The sequence below is a fragment of the Clostridium sp. LY3-2 genome, from assembly GCF_024705715.1.
GTDB lineage: Bacteria > Bacillota > Clostridia > Clostridiales > Clostridiaceae > Clostridium.
Map to the genome: position 1 here is coordinate 1 of NZ_JAMDLQ010000031.1, position 20,516 is coordinate 20,516.

At 30.0% G+C, this 20,516-nt stretch carries 18 protein-coding genes and 2 pseudogenes; all 20 read right to left on the reverse strand.

Annotated elements, in window-relative coordinates:
• Nucleotides 1-101 precede the first annotated feature (101 nt).
• Nucleotides 102-1,142 carry a recombinase RecA gene (gene recA / locus M4I33_RS10285; RefSeq protein WP_257916707.1) on the reverse strand — a complete coding sequence of 347 codons (1,041 nt, stop codon included), beginning with the start codon at nt 1,140-1,142 and terminating at the stop codon, nt 102-104.
• A gap of 147 nt (nt 1,143-1,289) precedes the next feature.
• Nucleotides 1,290-1,880 (reverse strand): CDP-diacylglycerol--glycerol-3-phosphate 3-phosphatidyltransferase, encoded by a 591-nt coding sequence (pgsA, locus tag M4I33_RS10290; RefSeq protein ID WP_257916708.1) that lies wholly within the window; start codon nt 1,878-1,880, stop codon nt 1,290-1,292.
• The gene (rimO, locus tag M4I33_RS10295) at nt 1,864-3,201 is read right to left on the reverse strand and encodes a 30S ribosomal protein S12 methylthiotransferase RimO (RefSeq protein ID WP_257916709.1); all 1,338 of its coding nucleotides are present in this window, start codon (nt 3,199-3,201) and stop codon (nt 1,864-1,866) included. Before rimO ends, pgsA begins: the two co-directional genes overlap by 17 nt.
• Nucleotides 3,202-3,286: 85 nt before the next feature.
• Nucleotides 3,287-5,656, reverse strand: coding sequence for a DNA translocase FtsK (locus M4I33_RS10300; protein WP_257916710.1), 2,370 nt, complete (start codon nt 5,654-5,656; stop codon nt 3,287-3,289).
• Between the two features lie 103 nt (nt 5,657-5,759).
• Nucleotides 5,760-6,455, reverse strand: coding sequence for a ClpP family protease (locus tag M4I33_RS10305; protein WP_257916711.1), 696 nt, complete (start codon nt 6,453-6,455; stop codon nt 5,760-5,762).
• 66 nt (nt 6,456-6,521) lie between these two features.
• On the reverse strand, nt 6,522-7,721 hold the full coding sequence (gene dapG / locus M4I33_RS10310; protein WP_257916712.1) for an aspartate kinase: 1,200 nt from the start codon (nt 7,719-7,721) through the stop codon (nt 6,522-6,524).
• Between the two features lie 16 nt (nt 7,722-7,737).
• Nucleotides 7,738-8,028: a YlmC/YmxH family sporulation protein gene (locus M4I33_RS10315; protein WP_194190468.1), complete on the reverse strand. Its 291-nt coding sequence runs from the start codon at nt 8,026-8,028 to the stop codon at nt 7,738-7,740.
• A 67-nt stretch (nt 8,029-8,095) separates the two neighbouring features.
• A complete protein-coding gene (locus M4I33_RS10320) occupies nt 8,096-9,403 on the reverse strand; it encodes a pitrilysin family protein (RefSeq protein WP_257916713.1) in 1,308 nt (435 codons plus the stop codon).
• 48 nt (nt 9,404-9,451) lie between these two features.
• Nucleotides 9,452-11,554 (reverse strand): polyribonucleotide nucleotidyltransferase, encoded by a 2,103-nt coding sequence (locus tag M4I33_RS10325; RefSeq protein WP_257916714.1) that lies wholly within the window; start codon nt 11,552-11,554, stop codon nt 9,452-9,454.
• Nucleotides 11,555-11,634: 80 nt separating this feature from the next.
• A complete protein-coding gene (gene rpsO, locus M4I33_RS10330; protein WP_194190471.1) occupies nt 11,635-11,898 on the reverse strand; it encodes a 30S ribosomal protein S15 in 264 nt (87 codons plus the stop codon).
• Nucleotides 11,899-12,016: 118 nt separating this feature from the next.
• Nucleotides 12,017-12,946 (reverse strand): bifunctional riboflavin kinase/FAD synthetase, encoded by a 930-nt coding sequence (locus M4I33_RS10335; protein ID WP_257916715.1) that lies wholly within the window; start codon nt 12,944-12,946, stop codon nt 12,017-12,019.
• A gap of 12 nt (nt 12,947-12,958) precedes the next feature.
• Nucleotides 12,959-13,787, reverse strand: a pseudogene (gene truB, locus M4I33_RS10340) (tRNA pseudouridine(55) synthase TruB).
• A 2-nt stretch (nt 13,788-13,789) separates the two neighbouring features.
• A complete protein-coding gene (locus tag M4I33_RS10345) occupies nt 13,790-14,755 on the reverse strand; it encodes a bifunctional oligoribonuclease/PAP phosphatase NrnA (protein WP_257916716.1) in 966 nt (321 codons plus the stop codon).
• Nucleotides 14,756-14,758: 3 nt separating this feature from the next.
• Nucleotides 14,759-15,106: a 30S ribosome-binding factor RbfA gene (rbfA, locus tag M4I33_RS10350; protein WP_257916717.1), complete on the reverse strand. Its 348-nt coding sequence runs from the start codon at nt 15,104-15,106 to the stop codon at nt 14,759-14,761.
• Between the two features lie 15 nt (nt 15,107-15,121).
• Nucleotides 15,122-17,176 carry a translation initiation factor IF-2 gene (infB, locus tag M4I33_RS10355; protein WP_257916718.1) on the reverse strand — a complete coding sequence of 685 codons (2,055 nt, stop codon included), beginning with the start codon at nt 17,174-17,176 and terminating at the stop codon, nt 15,122-15,124.
• 14 nt (nt 17,177-17,190) lie between these two features.
• The gene (locus tag M4I33_RS10360; protein ID WP_194190477.1) at nt 17,191-17,508 is read right to left on the reverse strand and encodes a ribosomal L7Ae/L30e/S12e/Gadd45 family protein; all 318 of its coding nucleotides are present in this window, start codon (nt 17,506-17,508) and stop codon (nt 17,191-17,193) included.
• Nucleotides 17,501-17,767 (reverse strand): RNase P modulator RnpM, encoded by a 267-nt coding sequence (gene rnpM / locus M4I33_RS10365; RefSeq protein ID WP_194190478.1) that lies wholly within the window; start codon nt 17,765-17,767, stop codon nt 17,501-17,503. Before rnpM ends, M4I33_RS10360 begins: the two co-directional genes overlap by 8 nt.
• Before the next feature lie 11 nt (nt 17,768-17,778).
• A complete protein-coding gene (gene nusA / locus M4I33_RS10370) occupies nt 17,779-18,924 on the reverse strand; it encodes a transcription termination factor NusA (RefSeq protein WP_257916719.1) in 1,146 nt (381 codons plus the stop codon).
• Nucleotides 18,925-18,939: 15 nt separating this feature from the next.
• Complete coding sequence (gene rimP, locus M4I33_RS10375) at nt 18,940-19,398, reverse strand: ribosome maturation factor RimP (RefSeq protein WP_257916720.1); 459 nt, start codon at nt 19,396-19,398, stop codon at nt 18,940-18,942.
• Nucleotides 19,399-19,631: 233 nt separating this feature from the next.
• Nucleotides 19,632-20,516: pseudogene (polC, locus tag M4I33_RS10380) on the reverse strand (PolC-type DNA polymerase III); the annotation flags it as partial.

Here is a 20,516-nt window from a genome sequence, read left to right on the forward strand (position 1 = left end):
TTTTTTTACATATTACAACAGTAAACTTTTTCTGAACACACTCGCATAGCAAGTGGTTTTATATATACAATAAAAAACAGAGTGATAAATCACTCTGCTACCTATTGTTCTTCTTTTACTACTTCAACAACTTCTTCAGTCATTAAAGGTAATCCATGTTTCTCACGTATTTTATTTTCAATTTCTAATGCTACTTCTGGGTTTTCTTTAAGATATATTTTAGCATTTTCTCTACCTTGACCTAATCTAACATCGTCATAAGAGAACCATGCTCCACTTTTTTGAACCATACCTTCCTTTACTCCAACGTCTACAATATTACCTTCTCTTGATATTCCTTCATTGTACATAATATCAAATTCCGCTTGTCTAAATGGAGGTGCAACCTTATTTTTTATTATTTTAACTCTTGTTCTGTTACCTACAATTGCATCGCCTTGTTTAATAGAATCAATTCTTCTAATATCCATTCTTACTGATGCATAGAATTTTAAAGCTCTTCCTCCCGGAGTTGTTTCTGGGTTACCAAACATAACTCCAACCTTTTCTCTTAATTGGTTTATAAAAATAGCAACACAATTAGTTTTGCTTATTGTACCTGCTAATTTTCTTAAAGCTTGAGACATAAGACGTGCTTGTAAACCTACGTGGGCATCTCCCATCTCACCTTCAATCTCTGCTCTTGGAACTAGTGCTGCAACTGAGTCTACTACTAAAACGTCAATAGCACCAGAACGTACTAGCGCCTCTGCAATTTCAAGACCTTGTTCACCTGTATCAGGCTGTGATACTATTAAATTCTCAGTATCAACTCCAATTTTTCTAGCATAACTTGGATCTAAAGCATGCTCTGCATCTATAAATCCAACTGCTCCACCTTTTTTTTGTGCTTCTGCAACTATATGAAGTGCTACAGTAGTTTTACCTGAACTTTCTGGTCCATATATCTCTATTATTCTTCCCTTTGGAACTCCGCCAATTCCAAGTCCAATATCTAAATCTAAACAACCTGTTGATATAGAATCTATGTTAAGAGCTGCATTTTCTCCAAGCTTCATAACAGAACCTTTTCCAAATTGTTTTTCTATTTGCCCCATAGCTGCTTCTATAGCTTTTAATTTATTTACATCAATTTTACTCATACATACCTTCCCTTCATCGAACTTATGTTCTTATATAACTATTATATATAATATGTTTATTTTAGTCAACATTTTCTATAAATAAAAGTTCCAACATTTAGAAGGAACTTTTACTATTATTGACTTATAAACTAGTTTTTAATCAATTTATTTATTTGTTGATATTATTTTTCTGTTTTTCATGAAATAATCTATTCCCGATATAACCGTTACTATTACTGCTAAATATAGTGCTAATATAGGCAATGAATTGAATGTGAAATTTAATATTGAATTAGATTCTACCATATTTGTAAAATATGGTGATTCACCAATACTAACATTTAACAATAATAATATTATAGCTACCATTTGAATAACAGTCTTTATTTTTCCCCACCAACTAGCTGCTATTACTTTTCCACTAGCTGCTGCTATACTTCTTAATCCTGAAACAGCAAATTCTCTAGCTATTATAATAACAACAGTCCAACTTGGAATAACACCTATACCTACTAAAGCTATTAAAGCAGTCGTAACTAACAATTTATCTGCTAATGGATCCATAAATTTCCCAAAGTCAGTTATTTGATTTCTGCTTCTTGCAATATATCCATCTAGCTTATCTGTTATTGAAGCTAAAACAAATATAATCGTTGCTATAAATGTACCATATGGTATGTCATTAAATATCATAAATATTAAGAATAATGGTACAAACACTATTCTAATTAAAGTCAATTTATTTGCAAGATTCACATATACCAACTCCTACTAAATCATAATCTGTATTATCTTCTATCTTAACTTTAACAAAGTCCCCAATTTTTGGAGTGCATTTTTTAGTGAAGAAAACATTACCATCTATTTCTGGAGCCATTTCATAGTTTCTACCATAAAATTTATTATCATTTTGCCCTTCAACTAAAACACTATAAATTCTACCGATTTTCTTATTATTAATTTCTTTAGATATAGAATTTTGTAAAAGCATTAATTCTTTTTCTCTTAATTCTTTAATTTCTTCATCTATTTGCCCATCCATAATGGCAGCTGGAGTACCTTCTTCTCTTGAGTATTTAAATACTCCAACCTTATCTAATTTATAATCACTTAAGAAATCTTTTAATTCATTGAAATCCTCTTCTGATTCATTAGGAAATCCAACAATTAATGATGTTCTTAATGTAACATTATCAATATTGTTTCTTAAATCATCAATTTTTTTGATTATATCTTCTTTATTTGTTTTTCTTCCCATTAGTTTAAGTATTTTACTACTTATGTGTTGAATAGGTAAGTCTAAATACTTAACTACTTTATCATTTTTTGAAATTTCTTCAATAAGTTCATCATATATTTCCTCAGGATAACAATATAATACTCTTATCCATTCTATGCCTTCAATTGTACTTAACTCCTTAAGTAATAAGTGTAATCTTTTTTCCCCATATATATCACTTCCATAAAGTGTAGTATCTTGTGCTATAAGTATTACTTTTCTTACACCTCTAGATGCTAAAACTTTAGCTTCTGCAATTATATTTTCCATCTTTCTACTTCTGAATTTACCTCTAATTTTTGGAATAATACAGTAAGTACAAAAATTATTACATCCTTCTGCAATTCTTATATAAGCAGTGCTCTTATCTGTTGTAAGTATTCTTTCACCTTCATTAATATTCTCATCTGAGTAATTAATTTCTGTTTTTCCATCTTTATTTCTTATAAAATCATTTATAAGTTCATCTATTTTTGTATAATCATTAACTCCAAGCATTATATCAATTTCTGGCATCAACTTTTTAAGCTCATCTCCATATCTTTGAGTTAAGCATCCAGTTGCTATAAGCAATTTACAATTATACTTTGTTTTATATTCTGCCATCTCTAAAATAGTATCTATAGATTCTTGTTTAGCTGATTCTATAAAACCACAAGTATTTACTATTATTATATCAGCTTCTTTAGGATTATTTGTTATCTCATACCTTCTATTCATTGCACCTAGCATGATCTCTGAATCTACTCTATTTTTATCGCAGCCAAGGCTAACCATTCCTACTTTATATTTTATCAAAACAATTTCCTCCTATGTTCTAATGCTATATTTTATTTTATATCTCTTTCACGTCTATTACAAGATAAATTTAACCTTTTGATTATCAATCATTTATTTCATTATCTAAAGCTATTAACTCTTCTTTAGTTACTAATACCTCTCTTGCCCTACTTCCATCTTTCGGAGAAATTATCCCTCTAAACTCTAGTTCGTCCATTATTCTAGATGCTCTATTAAATCCTATTCTTAGTCTTCTTTGAAGAAATGATGTAGAAGCTTGCTTATAATCAATTACAATACTTATAGCTTCTTCTAAAAGTTCATCTACATTTTCTGAACTTTCTACTTTGCTTCCACTAGACTCATTTTCAATATGCTCTAATATATCTGCTTCGTAATCATTCCCTTCTCCATCTCCCTTTACAAAGTTTACAACTTCCTCAACTTCTTCTTCTGAGATAAAGCAACCTTGAACTCTTAATGGTTTGCTAGAACCTGATGGGTAATAAAGCATATCCCCTCTACCAAGTAATTTTTCTGCTCCACCACTATCTAAAATTGTTCTTGAATCGATTTGAGATGACACTGCAAATGAAATTCTAGATGGTATGTTTGCTTTAATAACACCAGTAATTACATCTACTGAAGGTCTTTGCGTTGCTATAACTAAATGCATTCCAGCAGCTCTAGCCATTTGCGCAAGTCTTCCTATATAGTCCTCAACATCCCCTGGGCAAACCATCATCAAATCTGCCAGCTCATCGACTATAATAACTATATACGGTAGTTTTTCTTCTATTAATCCCTTATCTAATAAAGAATTGTACGAGTCTATATTTCTAGCTCCAGAATCAGCAAATAATTTATAACGTCTTGTCATTTCATTTACAGCCCAATTTAATGCACCAGCTGCCTTTTTAGGATCCGTAACAACAGGTATAAGTAAATGTGGTATTCCATTATATACACTTAGCTCAACTACTTTAGGATCAACCATCAAAAGCTTAACTTCATCTGGAGAATACTTATATAATAGACTAACTATCAATGTATTTATACATACACTTTTTCCAGAACCTGTTGCACCGGCAATTAATGTATGCGGCATTTTACTTAAATCACCTACAACACATTTCCCACCAATATCCTTTCCAAGTGCAAACGCTAATTTATTATTACTTTCTTTAAATTCATTGCTATCTAGAACCTCTCTTAAAAATACAGGTGTTTGATTTTTATTTGGAACTTCTATGCCTACTGCTGCTTTTCCAGGTATTGGTGCCTCTATTCTAACTCCTGATGCCGCAAGTCCTAATGCTATATCATCAGCTAAATTAACTATTTTAGAAACTTTAACTCCTGGTTTTGGTTGTAATTCAAATCTAGTAACAGATGGTCCTTTTGATACTTCCGTAACTGTTGCATCAACTCCAAAGCTTGATAGAGTATCCCCTAACTTATCAGCACTTTCTATTAATTCTTGTTTATCATCATCATTTAATTGAGTGCTTTTATTTATATTTAAAATATCGATGGATGGATGGATGTACTTAATTTTTTCTCTTTCACTTTGTAAGCTATTTTGAATTTCAGAACTTACGTCTTCTTTTGTTAAGTCATCTAGTTCCTCTTTTTTTATTTCTTTTTTCATATTTTCTTTTGCTACCATAGGTGTATTTATTTTTATTTTAGGTTTCTCCTTTTCACTCTCAAGAAAAGCTTCTTCTTGGTGTATTTTAGAATTTTTCATAAAATCTAAAACCTTAATTTTATTATTAACACCTACTAACATTTCATCATTATCTTTTTTTATTTTTTCAGGATCTTTTATCTTTATAGTATCTTTATCAGGTTCAACTTTTAATTTAGGTTTTAAATTCTTATTTATTTTTTTGCTTTTATTTTTTATATTTATTCCTAAATCATATACAGTTATATCAAAAGTTAGTACCGTACCTATTATTCCAAATGCAATATAAAGTATATAAGACCCTAAAGCGCCAATTAGCTTGTACATAGGATAAGCTATTAAATTTCCAACAATACCTCCATTAAATATGCTATCTGCTTTTACTAAATCACTGATGCTAGTAAAAAAAGTTGAATTAACACTAGAACCACCTTCTTTAAACCACATTTGCAAATGAATTGTACTACAAAATAAAAGAAGTACAACAACATATACTGTTATTCCAAAAAATTTCTTTTCTAAAATTATGTTACCTTTATTTTTTATATACTGATACCCAAGGAATAGTATGTAAACTGGTAGTATATATGCACCTATTCCAAATAAAATATGGGCAAATTTTTGAAATCCTGTTGAAAGCATTCCTGCAAAATCTGTATAAATAGCAACTGATAATAATATTCCTATGGCTATAAAAATTATTCCATTAATATCTCCTTGCTTACTTTTTTTATTGCGACTAATTTTTTTCTTTGTATTTTTCTTTTTATCGTTACTCTTCATATAATCACCCCACCTTATATTTTTCTACAAAAGCTAAAAAAAACCTTTATAAAATTAGTTAGAAATAAAAATCAGCTATAATATTATAGCTGATTTTTATAAATTAATCTTCAATTAATGAATTTAATTTGTCAATTGCATCTTTTAATCCTCCAACACTGTCAATCAGTCCACATTCTACCGCCTGCTCACCAATTAAGATAGTTCCCATATCATTTAGTAGCTCTCCTGTTTGTTTTAGCATCTTATCTAAGTTATTTTTATCTACATTTGATGTTCTTAAAATAAATTCATTTATTCTTTCTTGCATTTTTTTAAAATATTCAAATGTTTGCGCTACTCCTATTATAAAGCCATTCATTCTTATAGGGTGAACTATCATAGTTGCAGATGGAGTTATAAAGGAATAATTTGAAGAGGTAGCCAGTGGTACACCTATAGAATGCCCTCCGCCAATTACAATTGATACAGTCGGTTTTGATATCGAATTAATCATCTCAGCTATAGCAAGCCCTGCTTCAACATCACCCCCAACAGTATTTAATACAATTAATATTCCTTTAACTTTTTCATTTTGTTCCATTTCTATTAGTTGTGGAATAATATGTTCATACTTTGTTGCTTTTGTTTGTGCTGGCGCAACCATATGGCCTTCTATCTGTCCTATGATAGGCAAAACGCGAATCCTTTCGTTAGGTTCTATAACACCTGTATTTCCTAATTCCTTAATAGATTCTACCTTTTCATTATCAATATCTTTTTTGTTATCTTTTTCGTCTAATACGTTTAATATATCCATAAAAACTCCTCCTATGAATATATTTTTATACCTTAAGACTATTTTTATTCAAAATATTATTATGCTCTATGCTAATTCAAAAACTTTGTGTAATGCATTTAAAGCTTCATGCACATCTTTTGTGTTTACTAAACACCAAATTGTCATATTTGAATCTGCAGTTTGTAGAACTTCTATATTGTTATCATTCAATGCTTGAATGATATTTGCAATAACTCCAGGTATTCCTGTCATTCTTGTTCCTACAACAGCTATTTGACTACATTCTTCTTTTAAAGTATATTTTATCTGAATAGCATCTAATATATTTCTAAGATCTTCTTTTTTATCAGCACCAATTGTAAAAACTTGTTGGTCCGGGAAAATATTAATTAAATCTAAACTTATTTTATTAGTAGCTAAAAGCCCTAGTATATCTTTATATTTAGGATTATTAACATTTGAACTTGCACTAATTTTAACTTGTATCCTATCATTTAGATATGTTATACCAGTAATTATTTTTGGATGGTTAATATCTCCGTTTATATTAATTAATGTCCCCTTACAATCACTCATTGTATTTTTTATAAGCAGTGGAATATTATGCTTCATGGCTATATCTACTGCTCTTGGGTGTACAACTTTAGCTCCTTGATCAGCTAACTGAAAAACTTCTGTATAACTTATAACATCTATCAAAGAAGCTTCTTTTACTATTCTTGGATCAGCTGTCATAATTCCATCTACATCCGTATATATTTCAATTCTTTCTGCATTTACAGCAGCACCTAAAATTGCAGCACTAGTATCACTACCACCTCTACCTAAAGTAGTAAAATAGCCTTTTTCTGTTATCCCTTGAAATCCAGTAACTACGGGTACTTTCCCATTCTCAACTAACCTTAATAGTTCTTTTGAATCAACTTCTTTATGTTTAGCATCAGAAAATACATCATCAGTTATTATACCAGCTTGCCCCCCAGTTAATGGTACTGCATTTACACCATTGTTAAATAATTCGTTACTCATAACAACAGAGCTTATAAACTCTCCACAACACATTAATAAATCTTGAGCTTGTTTGTTACTATCTTTAAAGTTGCAATCAACTAGTGATAACAAAGTATCTGTAGCATAAGGTTCACCTTTTCTACCCATTGCTGATACTACAACTATTGGAGAATATCCTTCCTTAATAGCACTGATTACCTTGTTTACAACTCTTTCTCTTCTTTCTTTGGTTGAAACAGATGTTCCACCAAATTTTTGTACGACAATTTTCATAAGAAATCCCCCTTATTTACACTTTTGCTCTTCGTATGTTACGTTCATCTGCATCTAAAATAATAGTTTTTGCCCCAACCTTTTTAACACACTCCCAATCTATTTCTAATATTTCTCGAGAGTTCCCAAAAAAACTCATTTTAGATGCAGATGCATCTATAAGTAAGTATTTAATATTTCCTTTATCATCTATTACCAGGTCATTATTTTGAAGATAATCATATTTTTCTCCATCATTAATGTTTATAAGTTCATATCGTTCTAACTCACTTAAATATTTTATATTTTTTTCACCCTGAACATACATAGCCTAACCCTCCTAATAATTCATACATAAATTATATGAACTATCAGCTTGGTATATGCATCATTTATTATATATCAAATTTATCTATATTTCTACTTTTAGGAAATCCATCAGTAGAATCAAACACAATACTATCTAATTCGTCTGCAGAAACATTTGGTCCTACATATGAAGTATTAATTATTCCTTTGCCAAAACAATTTTTTAAAACAAAATCGATATCTTCTTTAGTGATATTATCTATTTTTTCTATAACTTCTTCTTGAGTTCTAACTCTACCTCTAAATAACATTGATCTACAATTAGCAAACATTTTGGAACTAGTGCTTTCAAGTCCCAAAATATAGTTAGCTTTAATTTTTTCTTTATTGATTTCAAACTCTTCATCAGTTATTCCAAACTTAACGAAAGTATCTAATTCTCTTTTTATAACTTCAAGTGCTTTACTTGCTTGTTCTTTACTTAATCCTATATATATATTTAAAGATCCTATATTAACATATGGTTGAGCATAAGAATAAATAGTGTAACATAGCCCTAATTCTTCTCTAACCTTTTGAAATAATATAGACGAAGCGCCACCACCAAAAATGTTATTTAAAAGGATTAATGCATACCCTCTTTCATCTCCAAAAGGTAATCCATTTAAACCTAAGTTAATATGTAATTGTTCTATCTCTTTGCTTTTATATAATGAATTTGATTGAATTTTTGTATCTAAGAAAATATCTTCTTTAAACTCTTTAGATTTCCAATTCTTAAAATATTTTTCTATTAAACTTACTATTTTTTCTTCATCGAAATTTCCACATATTGAAATAACAGAGTTCTGTGGAGCATATTTTTCACTTATAAAATCAAGAATTTTATCTCTAGTTAAGTTTTTTATACTATTTATATTTCCAAGTATAGGTCTAGAAAGTGAGGAATCACCAAAACAAGATTTAGCATGAATATTTTCTAATACATCCTCAGGCATATCTTCATTCATATTAATTTCTTCAATAACAACATTCTTTTCTTTTTCTATTTCTTCATCATTAAACTCTGAATTTAATATCATATCTGATAATATATCTAAATCTAACTCTAGATGAGTACTTAAACTTTTAATATAATAACAAGTTATTTCTTTCCCTGTAAAAGCATTCAATTGCCCACCAACATTTTCTATTTGTGAAACAATATCCTTTGCACTTCTTTTCTTAGTGCCCTTAAACAGCATATGTTCGATAAAATGAGATATTCCACTTATATCTTTTGTCTCATTTCTTGATCCATTTTTAATCATTACTCCAACCGATATAGAGTTTACCCCATCCACCTTTTCACTTATGATTTTCAAACCATTATTAAGCACAAAAGTCTTTTGCATATATACCTCCACTTAGTAAAAAAAAGGCAATAAATTGCCCTTTTAACATTACTTATTCTCTTCTTCTTTTTCAGGTAAGGCATCTTTTCTTGAAAGATTTACTCTTCCTTGTTGATCTATCTCAGTTACTTTTACTAATATTTCATCGCCAACTGAAACTATATCCTCAACCTTATTTACTCTTTCTTTTGCAAGTTTTGAAATATGAACTAATCCTTCTTTATTAGGTAGTACTTCAACAAATGCTCCAAAAGTAGTAATTTTTGTGACTTTACCTAAATAAACTTCACCAACTTGAACCTCTTTTGTTAAACCTTCAATTATACTAATTGCTTTGTTTACACCTTCATGATCTGTTGATGATACAAATACAGTTCCATCTTCTTTTATGTCTATTTTAACACCAGTATCTTCAATAATTTTATTAATTACCTTTCCACCAGCGCCAATCACTTCTCTTATTTTATCAGGATTTATTTTTATAATAGAAGTTTTAGGTGCAAATACTGATACTTCTTTTTTAGGTTCTGGAATGCATTCATTTATTTTTCCTATTATAAATACCCTAGCATCTCTAGCATTTCTTATTGCAGTTTCAACTACATTAAAGCTTAAACCTTTTAATTTTGTATCTACTTGTATTGAAGTTATACCAACTTCTGTACCAGCAACTTTAAAATCCATATCACCAAAGAAATCTTCTATTCCTTGAATATCTGTTAAAACTTCTTCTTCTGATAAATCTTCTGATGTTATTAATCCCATAGCTATTCCAGCTGCAGGTCTTTTTATAGGAACACCAGCATCTAATAACGCTAAAGTTGATCCACAAACTGATGCTTGTGATGTTGAACCATTAGAACTTAATACTTCAGATACTAATCTTATAGTATATGGGAATTCTTCTTCTGATGGTATTAATGGTTCTAAAGCTCTTTCAGCTAAAGCGCCGTGACCTATCTCTCTTCTCCCTGGGCCTCTTAATGGTCTAACTTCACCTACACTATAAGCTGGGAAATTATAGTGATGCATGTATCTTTTTGATTCTTCTTCACCAACACCATCTAATATTTGTATCTCACTTACTGAACCTAATGTTGCTACTGTCATTACTTGAGTTAGTCCTCTTGTAAATAATCCAGTTCCGTGTGTTCTTGGTAATACATCAACTTCACATGTGATTTTTCTAATTTGATCAAAAGCTCTACCATCTGGTCTTCTCTTATCCTTTAAAAGCATTTCTCTAACAACAGATTTTTGCATGTTGTACAGTACTTCTTTAATTGATCCTTCTTGACCTTCATATTTTTCTTGGAAGTTTGTAAATACTTTTTCATTTACGTCATCCATAGCTTCATTTCTAAGATCTTTATCTGTTATATACATTGCTTTTTTAACCATATCACTAGCAAAATCCATAACGTCTTTTTCTAATTCTTCATTAACTTTGAAAAGAACTGGAACATCTTTTTCTTTACCAAACTTTGCTCTAGCTTCTTCTTGGAAAGCAATAATATCCTGACATCCATCAAATCCAAACTTGATAGCTTTTATCATTGTATCTTCATCGATTTCATTACCGCCAGCTTCAATCATCATTACTTTTTCTTTAGTTGCGCAAACTGTTAAATCAAGTAAACTTTCTTTTCTTTGCTCTGAGTTAGGATTTAATATAAATTCATCATTAATTAACCCAACTTGAACACCTGCTACTGGAATAGTATAAGGTATACTTGAAATCATTAATGCAGTAGAAGCTGCATTAATTGCTAATATTTCAGGTAAGTTATCATTTTCTACTGAAACTACTGTACATACAACTTGAACATCATTTCTATATCCTTTTGGGAATAAAGGTCTGATTGTTCTATCTACAGCTCTACCATGAAGTATAGCTTTCTCTGACGGTCTACCTTCTCTTTTTATAAATCCTCCTGGAATTTTACCTACTGAATAAAGTCTTTCCTCATATTCAACACTTAACGGGAAAAAATCTATTCCTTCTCTAGGCTCTTCTGATGAGTTTACATTTGTTAATAAAACAGTATCACCATAGCTAATGAAAGCTGCAGCATTTGATAACATTCCTAAATCACCAAATTCTACTTTCATTTCTCTTCCAGCAATAACTGCACTTAGTGTGTTCCTCATAAAGGACCTCCCTTCGCACTTGCTTACAAATTTTTCTAATTTCATTAAAATAATAGAGCGGTTTTAACCGCTCTAATCAATTATCTTCTTAAACCTAATTTTTTGATTATAGCTCTGTATCTTTCGATATCTTGCTTAGCTATATAGTTTAAAAGACCTCTTCTTTTACCTACCATCATTAAAAGACCTCTTCTTGAGTGGTGGTCTTTTTTGTGTACTCTTAAGTGATCAGTTAACTCGTTGATTCTTTCTGTTAATAGAGCAACTTGTACTTCTGCTGATCCTGTATCTTGAGCATTTTTACCAAACTCAGTGATGATTTCTAATTTTCTTTCTTTGTTCATAATTAAACACCTCCGTAAATTATCCCCATAGTTCCATGTAATGAGAAGGCACCTCAAAACATAGGACTAGGTTCGCAATATTTATTATAGCAAAACAATCGAACATTGTAAATAAATTTTATTTTTTATTGTAAAGCTCTCTATTTTTTGCAAATTCTTTATCTTTTTTTAATCTTTCAACTAATTTTTCTATTGAATCAAATTTCTTTTCATCTCTAATTCTTTCCAAAAAAATTAGTTTTAATTCTTTATCATAAATATTTTTATCAAAGTCTAAAATATGAGTTTCAATAGTTATTTTTTCTCCATTTACAGTAGGATTTGTACCAACTGATGTAATACCTTTAAATTGATTATTATTATATACTACATTTGTATAATATACTCCTTTTTTAGGTATAAGCATATCTTCTGATACTTTTAAGTTTGCAGTTGGAAATCCAATTGTTCTACCTAATTTTTTTCCGCCTACTACTATTCCCTCAAGACTATAAGGTCTTTCTAATAATTCCATCGCTTTTTCAACATAACCATCTTTTAAATAATTTCTTATCCTCGTACTACTTACAACATCATTATTAACCATTAAAGGCTCTATTACGTATAATCTATATCCATAAACTTTCGCTAAAGATTTTAGAAGTTCTAAATCGCCCTTATTTTTATATCCAAATCTATAATTAAATCCAACAACGATTCCTTTCACTTTATAATTTGTACAAAGTTTTTTTATAAAATCTTCTGGTGGCTCTTTCATAAGATCGTTAGTAAATTCTTTTAATACAATTTCATCTACTCCAAGTTCTTCTAATAGATGAATTTTCGTACTGTTATTCATAAGTAATTCTATATCAGAATTTAAAGAGATTATTTTTCTTGGATGATTTCTAAAAGTATATACCATGCTATATGAATTATTATCTTTTGCTAATGAAACTATTTTCTTTACTAATTCTAAATGTCCTTTGTGTAATCCATCAAAACTTCCAAGTGCAATATAATATCCACTTTTCTCATTTTCAATAAATTTATCCTTTTTATCCATCATTTTCTCCTACAATTAAACAAGTAACTTTTGTAGTTTAAAACCTTTTTTACCTTTTTCTCCTAGCCCTAAAAATAAGTTTTCTTCATTGTAAACTCTGTACAATTCATTTTCTAGTAAGTAGCTTAGCATACTTATTTTTAACTGTTAACTTTGGATATTTACTTAATGCATCATCTATAGAAATTATATATTTAGATATATTTTCTTCTGTTAAATCTGCAATATTTACACTATTTTCTTCATCAAACACTGAAGTTTTTGTTCTTTTTAGATCAGTCATAACCGCACCAACCTTTAAATATTCACCAATATCAAAACATAAACTTCTAATGTATGTACCCTTAGTGCAACACACCCTCATTTTAACATAAGGCATTTTTATTTCTATATTTTCTATACTTTTTATATTTACTTTTCTACCTTTTCTTTCAACTTCTATTCCTTGTCTAGCTAGGTCATATAACCTAACCCCATTTTGTTTTAAAGCTGAATACATAGGCGGAATTTGCATATATTCTCCGGTAAAATTTTCAATAGCATCTAATACATCCTCATCTTTTAGATGACTTGTATCCTTTTGACTAATAATTTTGCCTTCTAAATCATATGTATCTCTAACTTCACCAAGCATAAATGATACTTCATAAACCTTATCTGAATCCATAATATAGTCAATAATTTTAGTTCCTTTTCCTATAGCTACTGGGAGCACCCCGCAAGCTTCAGGGTCTAAAGTACCTGTATGACCTACTTTTTTAGTTTTTGCAAGCTTTTTAACTATCCTAACAACATCAAAAGATGTCATCCCTTTATTTTTAAAGATATTTATTATTCCCTGCATAATTAAATCTCTTTTCCTATTTCATTTATTAAATTGTTTTTAGCCTCAGCCATCGAAATTCCTCTTTGCATAACACCAGCTGCTTTAATGTGACCACCGCCGCCGAATTTTTCTGCTATACTTCTCACATCAAAATCATACTTTGATCTTAAGCTAGCCTTTACACCTTCATCATTTTCTTTTAATAAGACTGCTACTTCAACACCTTTTAAACTTAAAAGATTTCCAATAATATCAGATGTATCTTCTTTTTCACAATCTAATTCTTTTAAAGTTTTTAATGATAAAGTTGCTACAGCTAATTTATTATTGAAAACTAAATCAGCTTCGCTAAAAGCGTGACCTATTAATTTCAATTTTTTTAACGATCTATTATCAAATAGATTAATATATATATTTGTATTATTTACACCGATTCCTATTAAATCTGATGCAATTTCTAGAGTTCTTTGAGTTACGTTTGAGTGCCTAAATGAACCTGTATCCGTTATTAATGAAGTATATAAACAGGTACCTATTTCAATTGAATTATTATTAGATTTCATTTCATATCCTAGTTGTTTCAAAAGTAAATATACTATTTCAGCAGTAGCACTTGCATTTATATCTACATAGTTTAAATCACCATAATATTCATTCGATATATGGTGATCTACATTTATTAATTTTCCTTTGTAATTATCAAGTTCTGCTGAAATCCTTTCAACATTACCACAGTCTAATACTATTACTAGATCAGTATCTTCTGTAGGTTTTGTCACTTCTCCATTTATTGAATAGGCTAGAGAAAGAAATCCCATATTATCAGGAAGATTATCTTTCGAGATAATATAAGCATCCTTTCCTAGTTCCTTTAATGCATTTAAAAGTCCAAGCGTACTTCCTATTGCATCTCCATCTGGTGAGGTATGAAATGTCAATCCAATTTTATTTGAATTTAAAATAAAATTTGCTATTTCTTTAAGCATAAATTATTTTTTTGCCTCTTTGATTAACTTATCTATCTTCATTCCATAACTTATAGACTCATCTAACTCAAATATTATTTGTGGTGTAACTCTTAATTTAACTCTTTTACCTAATTCTTTTCTTATAAAGCTCGCTGAACTTTTAAGAACTTTGAAATTTTCTACTTTTTCGTCTTCACTATTTGCAAAAATACTTACAAATACTTTTGCATACCCTAAATCTCTAGTTACTTCAACTCCAGTAACAGAAATCATTGCTGTTAGTCTTGGGTCCTTAATCTCATTTTGAATAAGATTGCTAACTTCCTTTTTAACTTCTTCGTTTATTCTTCCACCTCTATAGTTAGCCATTTATATCACCTCGTATTAAAGTTCTTTTCTTTCAATAGCTTCCATAGTATATGCTTCTATAATGTCGCCTTCTTTGATATCATTGAATTTTTCAACATTAAGTCCACATTCATAACCACTTCTAACTTCTTTAACATCATCTTTAAATCTTTTTAGTGATGCTAAGCTTGATTCAAATATTACTATTCCTTCTCTTAATACTCTTATATCAGCATTTCTTGTAATCTTACCATCAAGTACATAACATCCAGCTATAGTACCAACATTAGAAATTTTATAAGTTTCTCTAACTTCTGCTTGCCCTAATACAACTTCTTTATATTCTGGTTCAAGCATACCTATCATAGCTGATTTAACATCTTCTATTGCATCATATATAATTCTATAAGTTTTAACTTCTACACCATCTCTTTCAGCTGCTGCAGTTGCATTACCATCTGGTCTTACGTTAAACCCTATAACTATAGCATTTGATGCACTTGCAAATGTAATATCAGTTTCAGTAATTGCTCCAACACCACCGTGTATAACTCTTACTTTAACATCATCAGTTGATAATTTTTCAAGTGATTGTCTAATAGCTTCTACTGAACCTTGAACATCAGCTTTAACTATTATATCAAGTTCTTTTACAGTACCTTCTTTAATTTGATTGTAAAGTGCTTCTAATGAAACTCTACTTCCAGCTTTTAAACTGTCATCTTTAGCTTTTTGTTTTCTAAGTTCAGCCATATTTCTTGCAGTCTTTTCATCTTTAACTTGGTTAAATCTATCTCCTGCTGCTGGAACTTCTGAAAGACCTAATACCTCAACTGGTATTGAAGGGCCTGCTGATTTGATTTTTTTACCTGTATCATCAAACATAGCTCTTATTCTACCATAAGTTGAACCAACTAATATTGAATCACCTACATGTAACGTACCGCCTTGAACAAGTAAACTTGCAACAGCACCTCTACCTTTATCAAGTTGAGCTTCTATAACAGTTCCTTTTGCTTTTCTTTCTGGATTAGCTTTTAATTCTAACATTTCAGCTGTTAAAAGAACCATTTCAAGTAAAGTTTCAATTCCTTCACCTTGTTTTGCTGAAACTGGAACACAAATTGTATCTCCGCCCCAATCTTCTGCAACTAGACCATACTCAGTTAACTCTTGTTTAACTTTGTCAATGTTTGCACCTGGTCTATCAATTTTATTTATTGCAACTACCATAGGAACATCTGCTGCTTTACAGTGGCTTATAGCTTCTTTAGTTTGTGGCATTATTCCATCATCTGCAGCAACTACAAGTATAACAACGTCAGTTATTTGAGCTCCTCTTGCTCTCATAGCTGTAAATGCTTCGTGTCCTGGAGTATCTAAGAAAGTTAAATCTTCTCCATTAACGTTAACAGTATAAGCACCTATATGTTGAGTAATTCCACCAGCTTCTGTTGATGTTACTTTTGTTTTTCTTATAGCATCAAGTAATGATGTTTTACCGTGGTCAACGTGTCCCATAACAGTTATTATAGGTGGTCTTTTAACAAGATTTTCTTCTAAATCGTTATCCACTTCTAGTTCATCTAATTCTTGAGAATCTTCTTTTTTCTCAGCTACAACTTCAAATTTCTCACATACCTTTTCAGCAGTTTCGAAATCTATCTCTTGGTTCATACCAGCCATAACACCAGCAAACATAAGAGTTTTTATAACTTCAGCTGAAGGTTTCTTTAACTTTTCTGCTAAATCTTTAACCATGATTGTTTCACCAATCTCGATTATACCTGTATCAGCACCGTTTTCTTCTTCTTCATTTTTGCTGTTCTTTTTGAATCTCTTTTTCTTTTTATTCCCTTTATTAACTTCTTCAGCTAATATCTCTTCATACTCATCAACTATAGTTTTTTCTGAGTCTTCAGTTTTATTTGAATCACCTAATAATTCTTTTATTAATTCAGCGTCCTCATCTTCTATTACACTCATGTGATTCTTGACTTCTACACTAAATTCGTCCATTAATAGTTCTATTAAATCCTTTGAACTAATATTTAGCTCTTTCGCTAATTCATAAACTCTAATTTTTGACATACAGTCACCCCCGGTTAAATTTTACATTCTGTAACCTCTTCGTATAGAGAATTAAGTTTATTTGCCATATTTAAATCTAGTACAGCAATTATTTTCACTTCTTCTCTACCAAGGCCCATTCCTAACTCTTCTTTTGAAAAGTCAACAATATAAGGTATTTTTTTCGATTCACAATGCTTTATAAACTTCTTTTTCGAAGATTCTGAAGCATCGTTTGAGATAATAAATAAAAAAATTCTCTTTTTATTTCTTCCCTCATCGCATTTATTATATCCTTCTAATATATTACCTGATCTTTTAGCCAAACCAAGAAAATTAAAAAACTTATTCATTACACATCTCTTCTTTCAATCTATTGTATATTTCATCATCAATAGCTATACCTAGATTTCTGCTTAACCTTCTAGTTTTTACAGCATTTTCTAAGCATGACTGAGATTTACAAATATAAGCTCCTCTTCCGGCTTTTTTACCAGTTAAATCAACAGAAACTTCACCTTCTTTTGATTTAACAACTCTTATAAGCTCTTTTTTAGGCTTCATTTCTGAGCAACCAGTACACATTCTTAAAGGTATTTTTTTAGTTTTCATAAAAGCACCACCTATTCAGTTACTTCCTCAACAACTTCTATTATAGTATCTACTTCTACAGGTTCTATTATAGCATCTACCTCTACAGTTTCTTCAGCAGATTCTATTTCGCTTTCAGCTTGTGACTTACTTTTAATATCAATTTTCCAGTTAGTAAGCTTAGCTGCTAATCTTACGTTTTGACCCTCTTTACCTATTGCAAGTGAAAGTTGATTGTCATCAACTACTACTTTAGCTGATTTATTTTCTTCATCAACTACTACGCTTAAAACTTTCGCTGGGCTTAATGCGTTTGCAATAAATTCTTCTGGGTCCTTGCTCCATTTAATGATATCAATTTTTTCATTTTTTAATTCATTAACTATGTTTTGAACTCTAATTCCTTTTTGTCCAACACAAGCTCCCATTGGATCTACAGTTTCATCGTTTGAATGAACTGCTATTTTACTTCTTGAACCAGCTTCTCTTGAAATACTCTTTATTTCAACAATTCCTTGATATATTTCAGGAACTTCTAATTCAAATAATCTTTTTACTAAACCTGGATGTGTTCTTGAAACGTGAATTTGAGCTCCTTTTGAAGTTTCTTTAACTTCAACTATATAAAGTTTTAATTTTTCATTAAACTTATACTCTTCACCTTTCATTTGCTCATTAGGTCCTATAACACCCTCAAGTTTTCCTAAATTAACAAAAACTAAGCCTTTATCTTTTCTTAACACAGTTCCTGTAATTATATCAAACTCTTTTTCTTTATATTCACTATATATTATGTTTCTTTCTGCTTCTTTAATTCTTTGAGTTACAACTTGTTTTGCTAGCTGTGCAGCTACTCTACCAAAGTTTTTAGGTGTAACTTGTAAATCTACAATGTCATCCACTTCATACTTTGGATTAATTTCTTTTGCTTCTTCTAAAGAAATTTCAGTTACGTCATCATATACATCATCAACAACAACCTTTTGAGCATAAACTCCAATTTCTCCACTTTCTCTATCTATAACTACTTTAACATTTTGAGCTGCTGTGTATTGGTTTGCATAGTTTTTCTTATATGCAGAAACCATAGCATCTTCTATAGTTGTAAAAATTAAATCTTCACTAATTCCTTTTTCTTTAACGATCTCTTTAAGAGCTCCTATAAACTCTTGGTTCATCTTTATATCCTCCTTTTAAAAGTCCCCTTCTATATTAGCTGATTTTAGTATATCTTTTGGGATATTTACCTCTTCTTCAGCTTGAACTATAATATAATCATCATTTATTCCTTTAAGCATTCCTGTAATTGTCTTAGTACCATTTAAAGCTTTTTTAAGCTTTAATATAACCTTACTACCTACATATCTTTCAAAATGTTCATCACAATATAAACCTCTGTTAATACCTGGTGATGAAACTTCTAAGAAATAGCCAACTGAAATAGGATCTACTTCATCTAGCATTTCACTTACTCTTCTAGAAACAGCTTCGCAATCAGTTAATTTTATACCATTTTCATTATCTATATAAATTCTTAAATAATTTTCGCCATCTTCTTTAACAAACTCAACATTATAAAGCTCGTATGATAGCTCATCAGTAATTGGTTTAACTAATTCTTCAATTTCTAAAATTAAGGCATCCTTTTTCATATGTTACCCTCCTTTTCAATATTCAATTTTAGTTTTATTATTACCAATAATACGTTTTTATATTTTTTAAGTAAAAACGCAACTAATAAAAAAGTTGCGTTTCAAACAGAAAGAGCGGGATATACGCCCCACTCTACAATAATCTAGCTATTAGTAATAATCCTTATTTAATATATTAACATATTAAATAAACAATTACAAGTAATATTGTATTTGTCAAGAAAAACTTTCATTTAAAAAAGAGAAAGTTGATTTGTCTCTGACATTCCTTCTAAACAGCCATGATTATCTAAAGCCTCTATAACAGTCTTTGAAACTTTAGATCTTAACCTTAAATCTTCTTTAGAAATAAATTCACCATTTACCCTAACCTCTGCTATAGCCTTAGCTGCATTTTCTCCTACTCCCTCTAAAGAATTTAAAGGTGGTCTTAGAGAATTTCCTTCAATTAAAAATTTAATTGCATCTGATTTATATAGATCTACTTTTAACAAGCTGTATCCTCTTTTATACATCTCAAAAGCAAGTTCTAATGAAGTAAGAAGTCCTTTTTCTTTAACTGAAATTGAATTTCCTAAGCTTTCAAGTTCCTTCATTTTTTGATATATTGCAGCCTCTCCTTTAGAAATTAAATCAGCATCAAACCCGTCTGCTCTAACTGTAAAAAATACAGAATAATAAGCTAAAGGATAATATACTTTATAATAAGCTATTCTGACTGCCATCATAACGTACGCAACTGCGTGTCCTTTAGGGAACATATATTTAATTCTTCTACAAGATTCCATATACCATTCAGGCACATTATTTTCTTTCATTACTTTTTCATCTTCTTCATTTAGACCTTTACCTTTTCTAACCTTTTCCATTATAGTAAATGCGGTTTTAGGTGGCACTCCATTGTACATAAGGTATACCATAATATCATCTCTTGTTGAAATACAATCTTTTAATGTAGTATAACCTTCTTTTATAAAATATTGAGCATTGTTTAGCCATACATCAGTTCCGTGTGATAGACCGGATATTCTTACTAAATCAGCAAATGTTTTTGGTTGTGTATCTACAAGCATTTGTCTTACAAACTTTGTACCAAACTCTGGAAGTCCATAGCTTCC

Bases quoted from the DNA above. Each gene is read 5' to 3' on its own strand.
- recA (WP_257916707.1), bottom strand. From the start codon at position 1,142: ATGAGTAAAATTGATGTAAATAAATTAAAAGCTATAGAAGCAGCTATG.
- M4I33_RS10300 (WP_257916710.1), bottom strand. From the start codon at position 5,656: ATGAAGAGTAACGATAAAAAGAAAAATACAAAGAAAAAAATTAGTCGC.
- M4I33_RS10305 (WP_257916711.1), bottom strand. From the start codon at position 6,455: ATGGATATATTAAACGTATTAGACGAAAAAGATAACAAAAAAGATATT.
- dapG (WP_257916712.1), bottom strand. From the start codon at position 7,721: ATGAAAATTGTCGTACAAAAATTTGGTGGAACATCTGTTTCAACCAAA.
- M4I33_RS10315 (WP_194190468.1), bottom strand. From the start codon at position 8,028: ATGTATGTTCAGGGTGAAAAAAATATAAAATATTTAAGTGAGTTAGAA.
- M4I33_RS10320 (WP_257916713.1), bottom strand. From the start codon at position 9,403: ATGCAAAAGACTTTTGTGCTTAATAATGGTTTGAAAATCATAAGTGAA.
- M4I33_RS10325 (WP_257916714.1), bottom strand. From the start codon at position 11,554: ATGAGGAACACACTAAGTGCAGTTATTGCTGGAAGAGAAATGAAAGTA.
- rpsO (WP_194190471.1), bottom strand. From the start codon at position 11,898: ATGAACAAAGAAAGAAAATTAGAAATCATCACTGAGTTTGGTAAAAAT.
- M4I33_RS10335 (WP_257916715.1), bottom strand. From the start codon at position 12,946: ATGATGGATAAAAAGGATAAATTTATTGAAAATGAGAAAAGTGGATAT.
- M4I33_RS10345 (WP_257916716.1), bottom strand. From the start codon at position 14,755: ATGCTTAAAGAAATAGCAAATTTTATTTTAAATTCAAATAAAATTGGA.
- rbfA (WP_257916717.1), bottom strand. From the start codon at position 15,106: ATGGCTAACTATAGAGGTGGAAGAATAAACGAAGAAGTTAAAAAGGAA.
- infB (WP_257916718.1), bottom strand. From the start codon at position 17,176: ATGTCAAAAATTAGAGTTTATGAATTAGCGAAAGAGCTAAATATTAGT.
- M4I33_RS10360 (WP_194190477.1), bottom strand. From the start codon at position 17,508: ATGAATAAGTTTTTTAATTTTCTTGGTTTGGCTAAAAGATCAGGTAAT.
- rnpM (WP_194190478.1), bottom strand. From the start codon at position 17,767: ATGAAAACTAAAAAAATACCTTTAAGAATGTGTACTGGTTGCTCAGAA.
- nusA (WP_257916719.1), bottom strand. From the start codon at position 18,924: ATGAACCAAGAGTTTATAGGAGCTCTTAAAGAGATCGTTAAAGAAAAA.
- rimP (WP_257916720.1), bottom strand. From the start codon at position 19,398: ATGAAAAAGGATGCCTTAATTTTAGAAATTGAAGAATTAGTTAAACCA.